This window comes from Micromonospora sp. WMMD987 (assembly GCF_029581435.1).
Taxonomy (GTDB): Bacteria; Actinomycetota; Actinomycetes; order Mycobacteriales; family Micromonosporaceae; genus Micromonospora; species Micromonospora rifamycinica.
In genome coordinates this window covers 1,614,699-1,633,208 of record NZ_CP120861.1, presented here as the reverse complement: position 1 = coordinate 1,633,208, position 18,510 = coordinate 1,614,699, and the positions used below count along the sequence as shown (strand labels likewise).

The following is an 18,510-nucleotide window of genomic DNA, read 5'->3' as shown; positions in this document are numbered from 1 at the left end:
GACGAGATGACGATCCTGGGATCCCGCAGTGGCAGCCAGATCCTGCGGACATTCCTGCCAGCTCAGACGGTCGACTTGCGCGGTGACATCTACCGGGTCGACGAGTGGTCGGCGCCGAGTCCGATCGATGTCGACTCCGAGCGGGTTCGCTGGAGCCTGCTGAACGAGATCGGCGCCTGGAGCGCCCACGACAAGGACAGCGGCATGGCCGCCGACTTGCTGCACAAGGTGCCGGTGGAGGTGGTCGAACTCGACGAGCGCCGTGGCGTCACGGTGGAGCGGTACCCGCGAGTCTGGTTGTGTCGGGCCTGCAAGCGCATCGGAAAGTCCGAGGAAGCCCGCTGCAAGTGCGGCAAACGAGCGTGGGGACAGCTGCACTTCGTCGGCGTGCACGAGTGCGGAGCCGTCACGGAGCCCTGGATCAGACGTTGCCCTCAACACGACGACGTACAGGTGGTCATCCCGAAGAGCGCCAAGGCGACGGACATCCGCTTCGTCTGCCCGACCTGCCGAACGGAGACCATGCAAGGGCTCGGCTACGGGCGCAAGTGCGCGTGCGGTGACGGCACCGTGCGGTGGAACGTTCACAAGGCCCGGATGGTCTACGTGCCCCGCGGCATGGTGCTGATCAATCCGCCGCGTCCGGAGCACCGCGAGAACCTGAAGCTCGCGGGCGGCCCCCGAAAGGCTCTCGTCTGGGTGGTCGAGGGCCTGAACGCAGTTCGACCCGCCGACGTGACCGCGAAGCAGACCCGCGAGGAACTCGTCGGACAGTTGATCTCCAGTGGCATGGCTCCGGACATCGCGGAGCAGATGGCAAACCTGGCCGAGGCGGGGGGCCAGTTGGCCAAGGCCGGCGCCCACCCTGTCGACCGGTTGTCGCCGCAACGTCGCGAAGTGGCCGAGCGGGCCGCCGTCGACATCGCGATGGCCCTGGCGGAAAGTCGGATGCCGACGACGGCCCTCCACGCACCCGAGTCCGACGATCCGCTCGAAAGGCGCTACCGGGAGGACTATCCGCCCGCGCTGCAGCGGGCCGGCATCGACGGCCTCGACCTGGTCGACAAGTTCCCGGTACTCAACGCCATGTACGGCTACACCCGTGGCGAGGACGATCCGTCGAAGTGCCGACTGGTGCCGTTCCGGCGCAAGCGCAGCGGCTACCGGCTCTACGGCAACCTGGCGGAAACCGAGGCCTTCCTGATCCGCCTGGACCCGGCACGCGTGGCGACATGGTTGTCCGGCCGAGGTCACCGCCTTCCCGGCTGGACCTCCGAGTCGACCGATGCCCTCGCGGCGCGCGTGGCGATCCTGGAGTCGGCGGTCGTCCCCACCAAGCGAGACGATCCCACCGTGGAGTCGGTCGGCTCCGACGTGCTCAAGTTGATCCACACCTACACGCACAGGTTCATCCGGCAGACTGCGGTGTTCGCGGGCATCGAACGCGACGCGCTCAGCGAGTACCTGGTGCCCGAGCACCTCGGCTTCGTCGTGTACGCCGCAGCCCGTGGTGACTTCGTGCTCGGCGGAATGCAGGCGGTCTTCGAGTCCAACCTCGACGCCCTGCTGACCGCCTTCGTCGACGCCGAGCACCGGTGCCCCCTGGACCCGGGCTGCAGCATCGGCAGCGGCGCCTGCACTGCCTGCGTCCACCTCGGTGAGCCGTCGTGCCGGTTCTTCAACCGGTTCCTCGACCGTGGCGTGCTGTTCGGGAAGGGCGGCTTCCTGCGTACCTCGGTCACCGCCCGATAGTCGTCACCCGGCGTCGCCACTCGGCCTGGACCAGGTCGGCGGCGGCGCCGATGGCTTCGTGCTCCCACACGTGCAGCACGGTCCAGCCCAACTCGGCGAGAGCGACGTCCTTGGCGCGGTCGCGGGCGACGTTGCGGTCGAGCTTGGCCTGCCACCACTCGCGGTTGTTGCGGGGGACGGTTCCGTGCTGCGGGCAGCGGTGCCAGAAGCAACCGTCGACGAAGACGGCGATCTTGGCACGGCTGAAGGCCACGTCAGGCCGCCCGGGCAGGTCCGAGTGGTTGACCCTGAACCTCAGCCCTCGCCGGTGCAGCTCACGACGGAGTGCCAGTTCGGGCTTGGTGGAGGTGCGGGGCTGGCGGCGCATGCGGACCGACGTGGCGGCGTCGAGCGGTATCGGCACAGTCGACTTTCGGACCATACTCTCGGCCTCTCTGCGGAATCGTGAATGATCGTGCACGGTTAGGCTTTCGCCGGGTAACGACCCGAGACTTGTTCGGTGTCGTTTTCGTACGGTTTCGAAGACGGAGCATGCGCCTGTGCCGGCAACCAAGCCTGACGTCCACGGTTCGTTCGCACCAGGATCGGTCGTGGTGGTCCGCGACGAGGAATGGCTCGTCCGCGCGGCCGAGGAGACAGCCGACGGCACCCTGGTCCACGTCCAGGGGCTCGGTGAACTCGTCCGCGACACCACCGCCTCGTTCTACACCCGGCTGGACCGGGTGGTCGTGTCGGACCCCGCCCACGCACGGGTGGTGGCCGACGCCAGCCCTCGATACCGCACCGCGCGCCTCTGGCTGGAATCGACGCTCCGGAAGACAGCCGTGCCCCTCGGCGAACGCTCGCTGTCGGCGGCGACCAGAGGGCTGGCGGACGCGTTGAGCTACCAGCAGTCGGCGGTACGCAAGGCGTTGGACCCGGCGAACCTGCGACCCCGGATCCTGCTCGCCGACGCCGTCGGCCTCGGCAAGACCCTCGAGATCGGCATGATCCTCTCCGAGCTGGTACGTCGCGGCCGCGGCGACCGCATCCTCGTGGTGACCCCACGCCACGTGCTCGAACAGATGCAGCACGAGCTGTGGACCCGGTTCGCCCTGCCGTTCGTGCGGCTCGACACCGCAGGCATCCAGCGGGTTCGACAGAAACTACCGGCGACCCGCAACCCGTTCACCTACTACCGCCGGGCGATCATCTCGATCGACACGCTCAAGTCCGACCGGTACGTGGCCAGTCTGCGTAGACAGCGGTGGGACGCGGTGGTCATCGACGAGTCGCACAACCTGTCGAACGCCGCGACCCTCAACAATCGGCTCGCTCGTCTGCTCGCCCGCAACGCCGAGGCCCTGATCCTGGCTTCGGCCACCCCGCACAACGGCAAAGCGGAGTCCTTCGCCGAACTGGTGCGCCTGCTCGATCCGGCCGCCGTGCCACCGAGCGGGGTCCTCGACCGGGAGGAGGTTCGCCGGCTCGTCGTCCGTCGCCACCGGCACAGCCCCGAGGTCGCGAACGCCGTCGGCGCCGACTGGGCGGAGCGGCAGGAGCCGAACAACGTCCTGGTGCCGGCTACCCCGGCCGAGAACGCGGTCGCCGACGAACTCGAGCACACCTGGCTGTGGCCCGGCGAGGGCGGAAGCCCGTACTCGGGACCGCGCGCGGCGTTCTTCCCCTGGACGCTCGCGAAGGCGTTCCTGTCCTCACCGGCCGCACTCCAGGAGACGATCGACGGCCGCATCGACCGGGTCGGCAGGGACGAGAAGGTGCCGTCCCAGCGAGCGGAGGTCGAACTGCGGGCCCTGCGCCACCTGCGACAGCTCAACGAGCGGACAATGCAGGAGCCATCGGCCAAGTACACCCGGCTGGTGGCGTACCTGAAGGAGATCGGTGTCGGCCCCGGCTCCTCCACCCGGGCAGTGGTCTTCGCCGAGCGCCTGGAGACGCTGCGCTGGCTGCACCGCAGCCTTCCAAAGGACCTCGGCCTACCGGCGAACGCCGTCGAACTGATGCACGGTGGCCTCACCGACGCCGAGCAGCAGGACGTCGTCGAGCGCTTCAAGCAGGAGCAGGCGGCGGTACGCGTTCTGGTGACCGGCGACGTCGCCTCCGAGGGAGTCAACCTGCACGCCCAGTGCCACCAGCTCGTCCACTACGACATCCCGTGGAGCCTGATCCGCATCGAGCAGCGCAACGGCCGCATCGACCGCTACGGCCAGAAGCACCCGCCTCGCGTCACCGCCCTGCTGCTCGACCCTGCCAGCGAGGGGTTCGCCGGAGACGTCCGCGTGCTCGCCAAGCTGATCGAGAAGGAGAACGAGGCGCACACCGCTCTGGGTGACGTCGCCTCGCTGATGGGGCAGTACGACGTCAAGGGCGAGGAGAACGAGATCCGGTCCGTCCTCGCCCGCACCAAGCAGCTCGACGACGTGATCCGACCGGTCGCCGAGGTCGCCGCCGGAAACGACCTCGCCGCGCTGTTCGCCCAGATCTTCGAGTCCGCCGGGCAGACAACCGGCGAAACCGTGGCCCCTGACTCCACCATGGAGGCTGGCGACTCCGGCTCGGGCCTCTACGACGACGAGATCTCATACCTGGAGGAGGCCCTGCGGGAGGCGTTCGTCGATCCCACCGCGCCGCCGACCCGCGGCGGTATCGGCTGGCGCCGCGAAGAGGCGTTCGGCACCGCGGAACTCGTCCCCCCGACCGACCTGGTGCAACGCCTCGACGTGCTACCGCAGAGCTATCTCGCCGACCGCAAGGTCACCGAACGCCTGGTGCTCGCCACGACCATGGCCCGAGGCCGGGAACGGCTCGCCGCAGCCCTTCGCGACCGCAGCGGTACGACCTGGCCCGACGCGCACTACCTGAGCCCCCTGCACCCGGTCCTCGACTGGGCCGCCGACCGGGCCCTGGCCGCCCTCGGCCGCAACGAGGTGTTCGCCGTACGCGGCGCCGTGGAGACCCCGACGGTGCTGCTGCTCGGCACGCTGACGAACAAGCGGGGACAGGTGGTCTCCACGGCGTGGCTGACCGCGCAGTTCCCTGCCCCGAAGGACCCGTCGTTCGTCCTGGTGACGCCACACGAATCGGTCCGTACCGCGTTGCAGGAGCTGGGCTGGACCACACCGCGAGCCAACCCCGGCCCCGTGCCCTCGATCGACAGTCTCGAACCTCTGATCGCGCCTGCGGTGCACCAGGCTGCGGCCTACCTGGAGAAGAACGTCTTCGAGGCGGCCAGCCGCGACGCCCAGCAACGGGTCGAGACCTGGCGCCGCAAGCTCGACGCGTGGGACGAGGGAGCGGACGTCCTGATCCGGCGCAGCGACGTACAAGCCAGCCGGGCCCGCATCGACGAGGAACGCGAGCTGGCCGAATCGATGGCACCGTCCCGACAACTGGTACGCCCACTGCTGGTGGTCGTGCCCGACACGGAAGGCGAAAACGAGTGAGCGGGTCGGACGCGATCCTCGTCGGCGAAGGCTGGATCTCCGAGCACTACTTCACCACCGAGGCCACGAGAGAATCGTTCCGCGCCAAGGTCCTGGAACGCCGCACCGCGTGGGACGCCGAGGACGCGGAGAAACGCCCGACACCACGGTCCCGCTTCCTCGCCGCCCGCAAGGAGTTGGAAAGCGACCTGGCAACCCTGTCCGAGTTGCTCGACCCTGCCGCCGCCACCGAGCAAACTGGCAGTCGGACAGCCCACGGCGCACCCGCCCGCGTCGCCACGACGATGCGCACCGTCCTCGGACTCGACGCGCCCGGGTTCGTCACCGTCGAAACCGGGCCGGTCACCCGTGTTTCCTCGGTCGGCGTGACCGGACCCGCGCCGCTGGTCGTCCTCACGGCTTTGCCCGTAACCACCGTCGAGGAACTGCTCGCCCGCGACGCGGTGACGCTCGACGAACCGGTCCGGCTGACCGAGGACGGCGAGGACGTCAAAAGCGTCGCCCGACTGCTGTCCGCCCTCTTCGTCGCCGACGACGCCCCGGAACTGGCGCTGGTGCTGGCCGGTCGGTGGGCGCTGCTCGCCGAACGCGAACGCTGGGCCGAAGGCCGCTACCTCGCCGTCGACATCCAACTGGTCTACGAACGCAACGACACCAAGAAGGGCGGCGAGGTCGACCGGGCGCTGGCCTGCCTGTGCGCCGAGTCGATCGCCCCCGACACCGACGGCAAGCTGTGGTGGCACGGCGTGCTGGAGGCGTCGATCAAACACACCGTCGGCGTCTCCCAGGACCTACGCGAGGGCGTACGCCTCTCCATCGAGATCGTCGCCAACGAGGTCGTCACCCGCCGCCGCGCCCGAGGTCTGCCGCCGCTGCCGAAATCCGAGGCCCAGCCACTGGCCCGGCAAGCGCTGCGGTTTCTCTACCGGATCCTGTTCCTGCTCTACGCCGAAGCCTCCCCCGAGCTGGGCGTGCTGCCGGTCGGTGCCCCCGAGTACGACCAGGGCTACAGCCTCGACCGGCTCCGCGAACTCGTGCAGGTCGAACTGGCCACCCCCCGGGCTCGTACTGGCACGCACCTCTACGAGTCGCTGGGAGTCCTGTTCCGCCTCGTCGACAAGGGCCACCCGTCAGCCGCCTCCGGCGACGACGATGATGCGACGAGCATCCCGGGCCTGACCTTCAACCCGCTGCGCGCCGACCTGTTCCGTCCCGAAGCCATCGCCCACATCGACGAGGTCGGCTTGGGCAACGTCGCCGTCCAGCAGGTGCTGGCCCACCTGCTGCTCAGCAAGGAGCAGCGCGGCAAGGACCGAGGCTTCATCTCGTACGCCGAGCTGGGCATCAACCAGCTCGGTGCGGTCTACGAAGGCCTGATGTCCTACACCGGCTTCTTCGCCGACACCGACCTGTACGAGGTGGCCAAGAACGGCGACGGCTCGAAGGGATCGTGGGTCGTCCCCGTAGAACGGGCCGACGGCATCGCTGCCGCCGACTTCGTGAAGACCATCGACCCGGTGACCGGCGAGCCCCGCCCGGTGGTGCACGAGCAGGGTTCGTTCGTGTTCCGCCTCGCCGGTCGGGAACGCCAGCAGTCGGCCTCCTACTACACCCCCGAGGTGCTGACCCGCTTCACCGTCGGGCAGGCCCTGGAGGAACTGCTTACCGACGAGACTCCAGCCGAGCAGATCTTGAGCATGACGATCTGCGAGCCGGCGCTCGGCTCGGGCGCATTCGCCATCGAAGCGGTCCGCCAGCTCGCCGATCAGTACCTCAAGCGCCGGCAGAAGGAACTCGACCAGCGCATCGACCCGGACGAGTACCCGAAGCGCCTGCAGGAGGTCAAGGCATACCTCGCGCTGCACAACGTCTACGGCGTCGACCTCAACGAGACCGCCGTCGAGCTGGCCGAGATCTCGCTCTGGCTGGACACCATGGTCGAGGGCCTGTCCGCGCCGTGGTTCGGCCTGCACCTGCGTCGAGGCAACTCGCTGATCGGTGCTCGCCGCGCCGTCTACCGCCGCAGCCAGGTCGCCGACAAGTCCTGGCTGGGAGCCGTGCCGCAGGAGGTGCCGTTGACCTCGCTGGTCGAGGACATCGACGCCGGCCGGGTTGCCACCGACGGCATCCACCACTTCCTGCTGCCCGCCGACGGCTGGGGCTCGGCCGCCGACGCGAAAGAGGCCGCGGCCCTCGCCCCGGACGCCGCAAAGAAGCTCAAGAGATGGCGGACCGGCACACGGAACAAACCCACCAAGACCCAGGTCGACGCGTACACCGAACTCGCGCACCGGGTCGAGACCCTGTGGCAGATCGCCCACCGGCGGCTGACCATCGCCGAGGAGCAGATCCGCCGGTCGATCCCGGTGTGGGGAGCGGGTGAGCTGCCGGCCGGTGGAGCAGTGACCCGCGAGCAGATCGAGACGGCACTCGCCGACCAGAATGGCGCCTACCGCCGGCTACGACGAGCGATGGACGCCTGGACCGCCTTGTGGTTCTGGCCCCTCACCGACTCGCTCGCCACCGTGAACGGCGAGGTGATCGAGCCGCCCACGGCCGCACAATGGATCACCGGCCTGCAGGCGCTACTCGGTCGCAACCCGGACGTGCACAAGCGCAAGCCGGTCGAGCTGCGCTTCGGTGCGGGCATGAGCTGGGCCGAGTTGGACGAAGCCGAGTCTCTGGAAATCGGTTTCGCCAGCGCGGAATCCATCGATGAGATTCTCCAGAAGCACCCATGGCTGGTGGTTTGCGAGCGGATCGCCCAACGACAGGGCTTCTTTCACTGGAACCTGGACTTCGCGACAGTCTTCGCCTGCGGCGGCTTCGACCTCCAGGTCGGTAACCCACCGTGGGTCCGACCCCGCTCTGACGTCGATGCGCTGCTCGCCGAAGGTGACCCCTGGTGGCAGCTCGCCCTCAAGCCGACCCAAGCGGAGGTCGCCGCGAAACGGTCCACCACCCTCGCCCTGCCCGGCATGACGGACTTCGTCATCGACGGCACGGCGGACGTGTCGTCGACGGCGGCTTTCGTCGGCGCTCCCGAGCAGTACCCGCACCTTGCCGGCCTGCAACCCGACCTCTACCGCTGCTTCATGGAGGTGATGTGGCGACACGGCTCGGTGCGAGGCATGCTCGGCATGATCCACCTCAACTCGCACTTCACCGACGAGAAGGCAGGCTCACTCCGGTCCGAGCTTTATCTACGCCTTCGCCGCCATTGGCATTTCGTGAACGAACTCAGGCTTTTCGAGATCGAAGACCACAAGCACTACGGCATCACTGTGCACGGCTCTCGGCAGGAAGCAACAGCGTTCACCCAGGCGAGTTGGCTCTACCACCCCGACACTGCGCTGCGATCACTCGTCCACGACGGTTCCGGGTCGGAGCCGGGGCTCAAGGACGACAATGGAAACTGGGACTTACGCCCACACGGGTCGCGCATCACCCACGTCACCGACGAGACCCTGCGCGCCTGGCACGCCACCATGGAAAGCAGCGATGCGCCAGTCCAGCAGACCCGGATGGTGTATGCGGTGAACCGGTCGAGCGCAGCCGTACTGAAGAAGCTCTCTCAGTCACCGCGAATCGGTGAGCTGGATCTGCGATTCTCCGCCGGATGGCACGAGAAGAACGATCGGACGAAGGGATACTTCGAGTCGGAGTGGGCGGTGCCGGCGTCTTGGGACGACGTGATTCTGCAAGGGCCACACCTGTTCGTGGCGACGCCGCTCTACAAGACTCCAAACAAGACCATGCTCAACAATCAGGACTGGTCGGTGACGGACTTCGAGGAGTTGCCGGCCGACAAGATCCCGGCCACCGCCTACCAGCCCATCGGCGACCGGTACGAATACGACTGCGCTTACACCGACTGGGGTGACGAGGACCATCCCGACCCCGCCCGCGACCACTACCGCATCGCCTGGCGCCGCATGGCCGCCAACCAAGGTGAGCGCACCCTAATCCCGGCCATCATCCCGCCTGGAGCCGCTCACGTTGACGGAGTCTTCGCTGCTGGAGATCCAAACGGGTCGGCTGGCAATGCAGTCTTGATCCAGGCCATTCTCGGCTCCTTGATTAGCGACTTCATGACGCGCACTGCCCCGAAGGGCGACATCCGCGGTCCCGGCATTACAAGGTTGCCATGGATCGACACTGACACTCGATTCCGTGATTCACTGATCCTGCGCGCACTGAGGCTTAACTGTGTGACAAACGCTTATGTGGACCTGTGGCTAGACGGTTATGAGGAAGAATTCGCCGAGGACTCCTGGGCAGGCGGGTTCGCGCATCGGCGGCGGAAGCCGCTGGAGCAGGTCGGCCCGGAGTGGACCGTCGAAACGCCCTTGCGGATCGCCGCAGACCGGCGTCAGGCAATGGTCGAGATCGATGCGTTGGTCGCGTTGATGCTCGGGCTGACCGCCGACGAGCTGTGCTCGATCTATCGGACCCAGTTCGCGGTGTTGCGAGGCTACGACCGCAACGTCTACTTCTACGACGTCAACGGGCGGCTCGTGCCAAATTCGGTGCTCACCGTGTGGCGCAGGAAGGGCGACCGGATCACCGCAGAGGAGCGGACCGCGACCAACCAGTCCGGCTACACCTACACCTATGAACTGCCCTTCGTCACCCTCGATCGGGAGGCGGACATGCGGCAGGCGTACGCCGTGTTCGAGCAGCGGCTGCGGGAGCGTTCGTGACCGAACTGCTGCCCACCTTCCAGGCGGCCCGAATTCGGCAAGGTCTGGTCGACTACCTGACGACGACGTTCGGGCTGACCGACGGCGACGCACGCGACGGCCTGGACCGGTTCCTTTCCGACCCGGGCACGGGCATGTTCAAGGGCCCCTACGTGCGGCTGCGGCTGCCGTTCCGGCCCGCCGAGGAGGGGTGGCGGAACAGCCTGGAGTGGTACGAGGGTTTCCCGCCTTACGGCCATCAGGCGGCGGCGTTCGCCCGGCTGGCGTCGGCAGTGGGCGGTGAGCCACGTCGGCCGTTGCCGACTTTGGTCACCACCGGTACGGGTTCGGGCAAGACCGAGGCGTTCCTGCATCCGATCCTCGACCACGTGATCCGGGCCCGGCGGGACGGGGTGACCGGCACGAAGGCCCTGATCCTGTATCCGATGAACGCGCTCGCCAACGACCAGGCGGCGCGACTGACCCGCCTGCTCACCATGCACTCGGCGCTGGCCGGGGTGACGGCTGCGCTCTACACCGGGCAGGAGGGCGCCACCCGCACCACGGTCACCCCGGATGGGCTGATCACGGACCGGGTGGCGATCCGGGACACCGCTCCGGACCTGCTGCTCACCAACTACAAGATGCTCGATCAGTTGCTGCTGCGTGCCGAGGACCAGGAGTTGTGGCGGCAGTCGGCGACAAGCCTTCGCTACCTGGTGTTGGACGAGTTCCACACCTACGACGGGGCGCAGGGTACCGACGTGGCGATGCTGCTGCGTCGGTTGGGGCTGGCGCTGAAGAGTCACTGGCGTGACGACGATCCGCTGATTGACGACGCCGCCCGGTCCCGGCCGTTGGGCCTGATGACGCCGGTCGCGACCTCGGCGACGCTCGGTGACAAGGGTGACCCGTCGGTGATGCGGGAGTTCGCCCACACCGTCTTCGGGGAACGCTTCGACTCCACGTCGGTGGTCACCGAGACGCGGCTGGGCCTGGCGGACTGGGCCGACGGCGCGGCCGAGGCGGTTGCCACGGCGGGGTTCACACCGAAGAGCCTCGACGAGTTGCGCGCCGCCGGGATCCGGCCGCTACCGGAGGTGAGCCTGGACGCCTCCGGCGCGGAGGCCGCGTACGCCGTACTCGGGCTGCTGTACGGGGTGACCAGCGACCAGCTTGCCGGTGCGGCGCCGGAGACGTTGTCGGCGCTGTGCCGGGCGCATCCGCTCGTGATCGAGCTGGCGCGGTCGGCCGGTCAGGCCGTCGCGCTCAGCGACCTCGCCCTGCAGGTGTTCGGTCCGCAGGCCGAGCCGGAGCAGGCCGAGGCGTCGTTGTCGCAGGTCCTGGCGATGCTCGGGCACGTACGTAAGGTCGTCGGTGGTGGTGCGCTCTCGGTTGACGTGCACCTGTGGGTGCGGGAGCTGACCCGCATCGATCGGGCTGCGGCCGCCACGGCGCGGTTCCGGTGGAGTGACGACGGGCCGGTGGTCGCGGGCGACGAGGCCGAGGAGGCTCGCCCGTCGTTCCCGGCGATCTTCTGCCGGCACTGCGGGCGGTCCGGGTGGGGGGTTGGGCTCGCCCCGGTGGGCGACAGCCTGGGCCCGGACGACGAGGGCATCCGTCGGCAGCATGCCGCCCGGGAGGGCCGGTTCCGGCCCCTGCTGTACGCACCGGCCGAGGCCGCCGTCCGGTCCGACGACGAGTCGCCGGTCGAGGGCCTGGTGTGGTTCGCGGTGCGCAGCCGAGAGTTGCTGGGCACGGTCGACGTGGACGATCCGGATCTGCGTGACGGTTGGGTCCTGCCGGTGCTGACGAACGTCGGGGACGCCGCCGACGAGCTCAGCCGCAAGGACACGTGCCCGTCGTGCGGGCAGGAGGACGGCATCCGGTTCCTGGGCAGCGCCATCGCCACCCTGCTGTCGGTGTCGCTGTCCACCCTCTTCGGTGCGCCGAAGCTGGCATCCGAGGAGAAAAAGGCGCTGGTCTTCACCGACTCGGTGCAGGACGCGGCGCACCGGGCCGGCTTCGTGCAGGCCCGGTCGCACACGCTGACCATGCGTTCGGTGCTGCACGAGGCTGTCGCGGAGGGGGCGCTGACGCTCGACCGGTTGGTGGAGGAGGTGCTGACGAAGGCGGGTGACGATCCGGTCCGGCGCTACCGGGTCCTGGCACCGGACTGCGCCGACCGGGAGTCGTTCACGCCGTTCTGGCAAGCGCCGCGTCAACGGGCCGTCAAGACGTCGGTGCACTCGCGGGTACGCAAGCGGCTGGCCCTGGATGCCTCCCTGGAGTTCGGGCTGAACTCCCGTATCGGCCGGACGCTGGAGCTGACCGGGTCCGTGGCGGTCGAGGTCGAGGCGGGTCTTCCGGCGCGCATCGCAGGCCTGGCCCGGGCCGCTCTCGACGGCACCACCTGGCAGGAGCGTCTGGGATCGGCCGGCGTCGGCGACGACGTCCTGGTGCAGTGGGTACGCGGTGTGCTGGACCGGATGCGGGTACAGGGCGCGATCGAGCATCCGTGGTTCGACCGTTACCGCGCCGAGGACGGCCGCGACTGGTCGATCTGGGGTGGCCGGCCCCGCGGGGACGGCATGCCGGCGTTTCCCCGCGACCGGCCGCGACCGGCGTTCCCGAAGGTGGGTGGCTCGCCGGGGCCGACCAACTACTCCCACCTGGACCCGGTGACCGCCTCTCAGTCCTGGTACGCCCGCTGGACGTCGCGGGTGCTCGACGTCTCGCCCCTCGACGGTGGCCGGCTCGCCCGGATGCTGTTCGAGCGGCTCGCCCGTGACGGTGTGCTGACCACGACGACCAGCCAGTCCGGGGCCACCGTCTACGCCTTGCCCGCCTCCGGGGTGGTGGTGGCCCCGACGGACGAGGCCGACCTGGCCTCCGGGCGACACCTGCTGGTCTGCGACACCTGCCGGGGCAGCATGCCCGGCGGCGTCGCCACCGTCGTCCAGCTGTCCGGGGCACCTTGCCTGAACGTACGGTGCCGTGGACGCCTGCAGCCTCAGCCGCTGCCGGCCGACAATTTCTACCGCCGCCTCTATGCCTCGCCGGACATGCGGCGGGTCGTCGCCCGGGAGCACACCAGCTTGCTCGACGACGCGACGCGTCTGGCGTACGAGGACGGTTTCCGGGGTGCAGCGACCAGCCCGCAGGCGCCGAACGTGCTGGTCGCGACGCCCACCCTGGAGATGGGCATCGACATCGGCGACCTGTCGGCGGTGTTCCTCGCCTCGCTGCCCCGTACGGTGGCTTCCTATCTGCAGCGGGTCGGGCGGGCTGGGCGTCTCACCGGAAACGCTTTCGACCTTTCGTTCGTCACCGGTCGCGGCGAGCACCTGCCGAAGCTCGGCGACCCGCTGTCGGTGATCGACGGCGAGGTGCGACCACCGGCGACCTACCTGGCCGCCGAGGAGATCCTGCGCCGTCAGTACACGGCCTACCTGATCGACGCTTCGGCTCGGGACCAGGGCCGCCGGCATCCGAGCAGGGCGGCCGGGGCCATCGGGTCCTGCGCGCCGGGCACCTTCCTCGGTGACTTGGTCCTGCGGGCCGAGCAGTCGTGGGAGCAGGATCTGGCCCGCTTCGTCGCGACGCTGGCCGACCTACCCGACGAGGTGGTGGACGGGCTGCGGGACTGGCTGGTGCCGAAGGCCGGCCCACGCAGCAGCGGATTCGCCCGGCACCTGCAGGAGGCGAGCGGGCGCTGGCAGCAGACGGTCGCGGTGCTCGAACAGCGCCGAGCGAAGATCACCGAACTGCTTCCGGAACTCGAGGCGCGGGCGCAGTCACCTGCGGTGACCGAGGACGACCGGCAGGCGCTGCGGTCCGCGCAGGCGACCCGGCAGATGACCAGTGGTCAGCTGGCTCATCTGCGTAGCAGCTACTGGATCGGTGTCCTGGAGGAGTACGGGCTACTGCCCAACTACACACTGCTCGACGACACCGTCACCCTGGACGTCGGTCTGTCGTGGATCGACCCGGACGACGCCAAGTACCGCTACGACAGTGCGCAGTTCCAGCGGGGTTCGGCACACGCCCTGCGGGAGTTCGCGCCCGGAGCCACCTTCTACGCCCGTGGCTGGGAGATCGAGATCGACGCTGTCGATCTCGGCCTGGACGGGGCGTCGGTCCGCACCTGGGCGTTCTGCCCGGAATGTGGGTACGCCGCGGATCTGGCTCTGACCGGGAGGGAAGTCGTCCCGGTCACCTGCCCGCGCTGCGGCAGCCGGGGAATCCACGACACCGGGCAACGCCTCGACGTGGTCGAACTCACCCGCGTCTCCGCCGAACTGCGGCGTGACGAGGTGGCCATCTCCGACCGCCGCGACGAGCGGGGCCGGGTCGCCTTCCAGATCGTGACCACCGTAGACGTGAACCCGGACGACGTGGTGGACCGGTGGTTCGCCGAGGGCATCGGGCTGGGTTGCAGCCTCCTTCGCTCGGTCGACATCCGCTGGCTCAATCTCGGCCCGGCCGGGCACGGTCCGACCCGTACCATCGCCGGGGCCGAACGGCAGGGAACGTTGTTCCGGGTCTGCTCCGGCTGCGGGAAACGCGACACCGACACCGGCCGCAACCGGCCGCACGAGCACCGCCCCTGGTGCCCGCACCGGACTTCGGTGAGCGAGGTGACCAGCACCGTCGCGCTGTCCCGGACCCTGCGCACCCAGGGTCTGCTGGTCCGGTTGCCCCATACGGTCACCCTCGGCGACGACTTCGCCGTACCGAGTCTGTCCGCAGCTCTGCTGCTGGGCCTGCGGGAGCAGATGGGCGGTCACCCCGACCACATCCGGGTCGAGCAGGTCGTCGATCCGACGTTGTCCGACGGAAGCGACAACCACGACGCGATCCTGCTGCACGACATCGTTCCGGGCGGCACAGGGTATCTGGCCGGCATCGCCGATCCGGACGACTTCAGGAAGCTGCTGGTCCTTGCCTGGAACCGGGTGCGGGACTGCGAGTGCCGCCTCGAGGAGCGGTTAGCCTGCCATCGCTGCCTGCTACCGTTCCCTCCACCGGGAGTCGTCCGCCGGGTTTCGCGGGCCTCTGCCGAACGACACCTGCACACCCTGCTCGGGTTGGCTCCCGACGTGCACACAGCCGAGGACACAACTTGGACGGTGACCAAGGTGGCCCCGAACGAGGAACCGGAGTCCCATCTGGAGCGTGCGTTCCACCGGGTGTTCCTGGGCCGGCTGCGCCGTAGCGGCGCGGCGGTCGCCGAAACACCCTCCCCGGTCGGCAACATCGCCCGGTTCACCCTGCCCGGCACACCCCGGCACTGGACCCTGACGCCACAGGTGAACGTCGCCAACTCGCGGCCGGACTTCCTGCTCAAGGCCAACGACACGAACGTGCCCGACGTCGCGGTCTTCACCGATGGCCGGGCCTACCACGCCACCGCCACGGTGAACCGACTCGCGGACGATGCCGCCAAGCGTGCCCACCTGCGTGACCTGGGCATGGTGGTGGTCGCCCTCACCAGCGCCGACATCGCCGCTGCCGAAACCGGCACCCACACCGCGCCGCAGTGGTGGAATGCCGCCCTGGCCGGCAGCCTGATGAACGTACCGGGTTTCCAGGCACCGCCGGAGGCGTACAAGGCACTCAGTCGAGGGATGGTCGACTGGCTGGTCGGCTGGGTTCTCGACCCGAACCCGGCTGCGGCGCGGGCTGCCGCACGCGCCGTGCCGATGTTCCTGTCCGCCGGGGCGCAACCGCTCCAGGTCGCCTCGGACGTCACCCTCGCCCAGGTGGGCCGGACGGTTCTGCTCGGTGAGGAGTCGCCCGTCGGCGAGCGGAGAGTCCACCTGCATCGCAGCGGTTCCCTCGCAGCTGTCGTCGAGATGAGGCACACCACCGGCGTCGAGATCGCAGTCGTGCTCGACGATCGGTCCGAGATGCTCGACGAGAGACATGCCGAATCGTGGCGAGCCTGGTTGCGGCTCGCGAACGCGCTCGGTCCACGAGACTGGCCGACCGCCGTGACGACGACCAGCCTCGTCGAGCCGATCGCCGGCAGTCCGGACACGGCCGAGCCGCTACGGCCGGTGGGTGCCTGGGCCGACGTGTACGCGGCCGCGTTCTCCCAGGACGAGAAAGAACTGATCAGCTCCCTTGCCAACCACGACGTCACACCACCGACCATCGGCGCGGAGGGCCCCGACGGCATCCCACTCGACATCTGCTGGCCTACGCTGCGCGTCGCCGTGGCCTTTCCCCACATGACGCCGGAGGACCGCACCGACCTGGCCCGCCACGGCTGGCGGTTGGTGGCGCCCACGCCCGCCGAGGTCGTCGCTGCCCTGGCCCACGCTGCCGTCGAGACGGACGAAGGACACTGATGCCGACCATCATCATGGGAAAGCTCGCCAGCAAGATCGATGGCTCGGTCCGTGGAAAGGCGATGACCTTCCTGCAGAAGCTCGGAGTCGACGACGCCACCCCAGGCCTGCACGTCGAACCCATCCAGCACAGCATCGACCCACGGGTTCGCACCGGGCGGGTCGACGACTTCTGGCGGGCCGTCATGTTCCGCCTCGACGGCGACGATGAAACCCACTACGTCATCCACGGCATCTGGCCACACGACGACGCCATCGGCATCGCTCGACGCGTACGGCTGAGGGTCAACCCGATCAACGGCCTGCCCCAGATCGAAGAGATCGAGCCTTCCCCAGCCCCGACTTCACCTCCCGACGAAACCACGACGAGGTCCACGAAGCCGTTGTTCGTCCGACTCGGCCACGAACGCAGCGAACTCGTCGAGCGGCTCGGCCTCCCTGAAGACGTCGTCACCCAGGCCGTGGCAGCCTCCGACGAGGACGGCATCCTCGACCTCGCACAGCGGTACGAGGGCTGGATCGGCACCATCCTGGTCGACCTGGCCGCAGGGGACGACATCGACGCGATCGTCCGACGGATGCAGTTGGAGAAGGCCTCCTCGTCCGGTGACGACGATGCCGACGTGTTGCAGTCACTCAAACATCCGGCCGCCGCGCTGCAGTACGCGTTCATCGACGACCAGGAGGAACTGCGGCGGGTCATCGAAGGCGGCGACTTTGGTGCTTGGCGGATCTTCCTGCACCCCGAGCAGCGTCGCTACGTCGACCGCTCGTACAGTGGCCCGTTCCGGCTCTCGGGCGGAGCCGGCACCGGCAAGACCGTCGTGCTCGTCCATCGGGCCCGCGCACTCGCCCGCCGCAACCCCGACGCCCGGATCATCCTGACCACCTTCACCACCAACCTCGCGGACGCCTTGGGCGACAGTCTCGGCCAGCTCGACCCGCGTGTGCCACAGGCCAAGGCCCTCGACCAGCCCGGCGTGTACGTGACGGGTGTGGACGCGCTCGCCTCCGCAGTGCTACGGACCGCTGGTCGCGGCCTGGCCCCCGCGATGCGGGAGATCCTCGGCGAGGAGCGGTCGACGCCGCTGGCCCGCATTGCACCGAATCGTTGGCGGGAGGTCGTCGAATCGACCGGCACCATGCTGCCGTACGAGCTGGCCAACGAGACGTTCCTCGCCTCGGAGTACGCGCACGTCGTCCTACCCAACAAGGTGCACGACGAGGTCGGCTATCTACGGGTACGCCGACCAGGTCGAGGCGTCGCGCTGGACCGGGCCAAACGCCGAGCCGTCTGGGCACTCGTCGAGGCATACCGGGCCCGCTGTCGGGCCGACGGCGGCCTCGACTTCGCCGAGGCCGCCGCAGTCGCCGCAGCGCACCTGACGGTCACCGACCCGCGTCCAGCCGATCACGTGCTCGTCGACGAAGGGCAGGACCTCTCACCCACCCACTGGCTCCTGCTCCGTGCCGTCGTCGGGGAGCACGCCGACGACCTGTTCATCGCCGAGGACTCCCACCAGCGCATCTACGGCACCCGCGTCGTGCTCGGGCGGTACGGCGTCGCCATCGTCGGCCGTTCCCAGCGGCTCACCCTGAACTACCGGACCACGGCGCAGAACCTGCACTACGCCATGACGATCCTTGGAGGCGGCCAGTACGTCGACCTGCAGGACGAGCCGGAAGGCACCGGCTACCGATCGGCCCGCACCGGCCCGATGCCCATCATCGAACTCGTCGACTCCCTTGCCGAAGAGACAGCAGCGGTCGTCCGGCACGTGCGCACCTGGCTCGACGCCGGAGATCCGCTCGAGAACGTCGCCGTCCTGGTCCCCGACCGGTACCACCGCGACCGCGTCGTCACCGCTCTCACCGACGCCGGCATCGACGCCCGCGCCGTGGACCGTGACCGCCCACCGGCAGGCCGGGTACCAGTACTCACGATGCACCGTGCCAAGGGCACCGAGTTCTCCAAGGTCCTGCTGGCCGCAGGTAAACCATCGCCGACAGAGATGGAACGCCTCGCCTTGCTGGACCCTGCCGAGCGCGCGGACGCGGAGCTTCGGGCCCGGTCGTTGACCTACGTCGCGGCGACCCGGGCACGCGATCAGCTGATAGTGGTGCAACGAAGCTGACAGCCGAGTAGGAGGCCTGGGAAGGAAGCCGCACCCGATGTCAGATGGGAGATCGGGGCGGCCGAAACGAGTCGGTGAAGCAGCGTGGGTGACGGTCACTACGGTCGTTCCCGCATACCCCTTTCCAGGACATGTCGACCAT

6 protein-coding genes are annotated in these 18,510 nt (G+C 68.9%); 5 read left to right on the top strand and 1 reads right to left on the bottom strand.

The features are described from left to right. Window positions 1–6 precede the first annotated feature (6 nt). Entirely contained in the window at window positions 7–1,752 is a 1,746-nt protein-coding gene (locus O7612_RS07215; RefSeq protein ID WP_282271556.1) for a hypothetical protein, read from the top strand. Here O7612_RS07215 and O7612_RS07210 read toward each other — a convergent pair. Further along, on the bottom strand, window positions 1,739–2,155 hold the full coding sequence (locus tag O7612_RS07210) for a very short patch repair endonuclease (protein ID WP_282271554.1): 417 nt from the start codon (window positions 2,153–2,155) through the stop codon (window positions 1,739–1,741). The genes O7612_RS07215 and O7612_RS07210 overlap by 14 nt on opposite strands. Before the next feature lie 136 nt (window positions 2,156–2,291). Between O7612_RS07210 and O7612_RS07205 the strand changes: the two genes are divergently transcribed. From O7612_RS07205 to O7612_RS07190, 4 genes are read left to right on the top strand one after another with little or no spacing between them, the layout of a single operon-like run. Then, window positions 2,292–5,195, top strand: a complete 2,904-nt coding sequence (locus tag O7612_RS07205) for a helicase-related protein (RefSeq protein WP_067303768.1) — start codon at window positions 2,292–2,294, stop codon at window positions 5,193–5,195. Further along, the gene (locus tag O7612_RS07200) at window positions 5,192–9,898 is read left to right on the top strand and encodes a DNA methyltransferase (RefSeq protein ID WP_282271553.1); all 4,707 of its coding nucleotides are present in this window, start codon (window positions 5,192–5,194) and stop codon (window positions 9,896–9,898) included. Before O7612_RS07205 ends, O7612_RS07200 begins: the two co-directional genes overlap by 4 nt. After that, window positions 9,895–16,233, top strand: a complete 6,339-nt coding sequence (locus tag O7612_RS07195; RefSeq protein WP_282271552.1) for a DEAD/DEAH box helicase — start codon at window positions 9,895–9,897, stop codon at window positions 16,231–16,233. The genes O7612_RS07200 and O7612_RS07195 overlap by 4 nt, the downstream gene beginning before the upstream one ends. Further along, window positions 16,233–18,368, top strand: coding sequence for a UvrD-helicase domain-containing protein (locus O7612_RS07190; protein WP_282271551.1), 2,136 nt, complete (start codon window positions 16,233–16,235; stop codon window positions 18,366–18,368). Before O7612_RS07195 ends, O7612_RS07190 begins: the two co-directional genes overlap by 1 nt. Window positions 18,369–18,510: the final 142 nt, after the last annotated feature.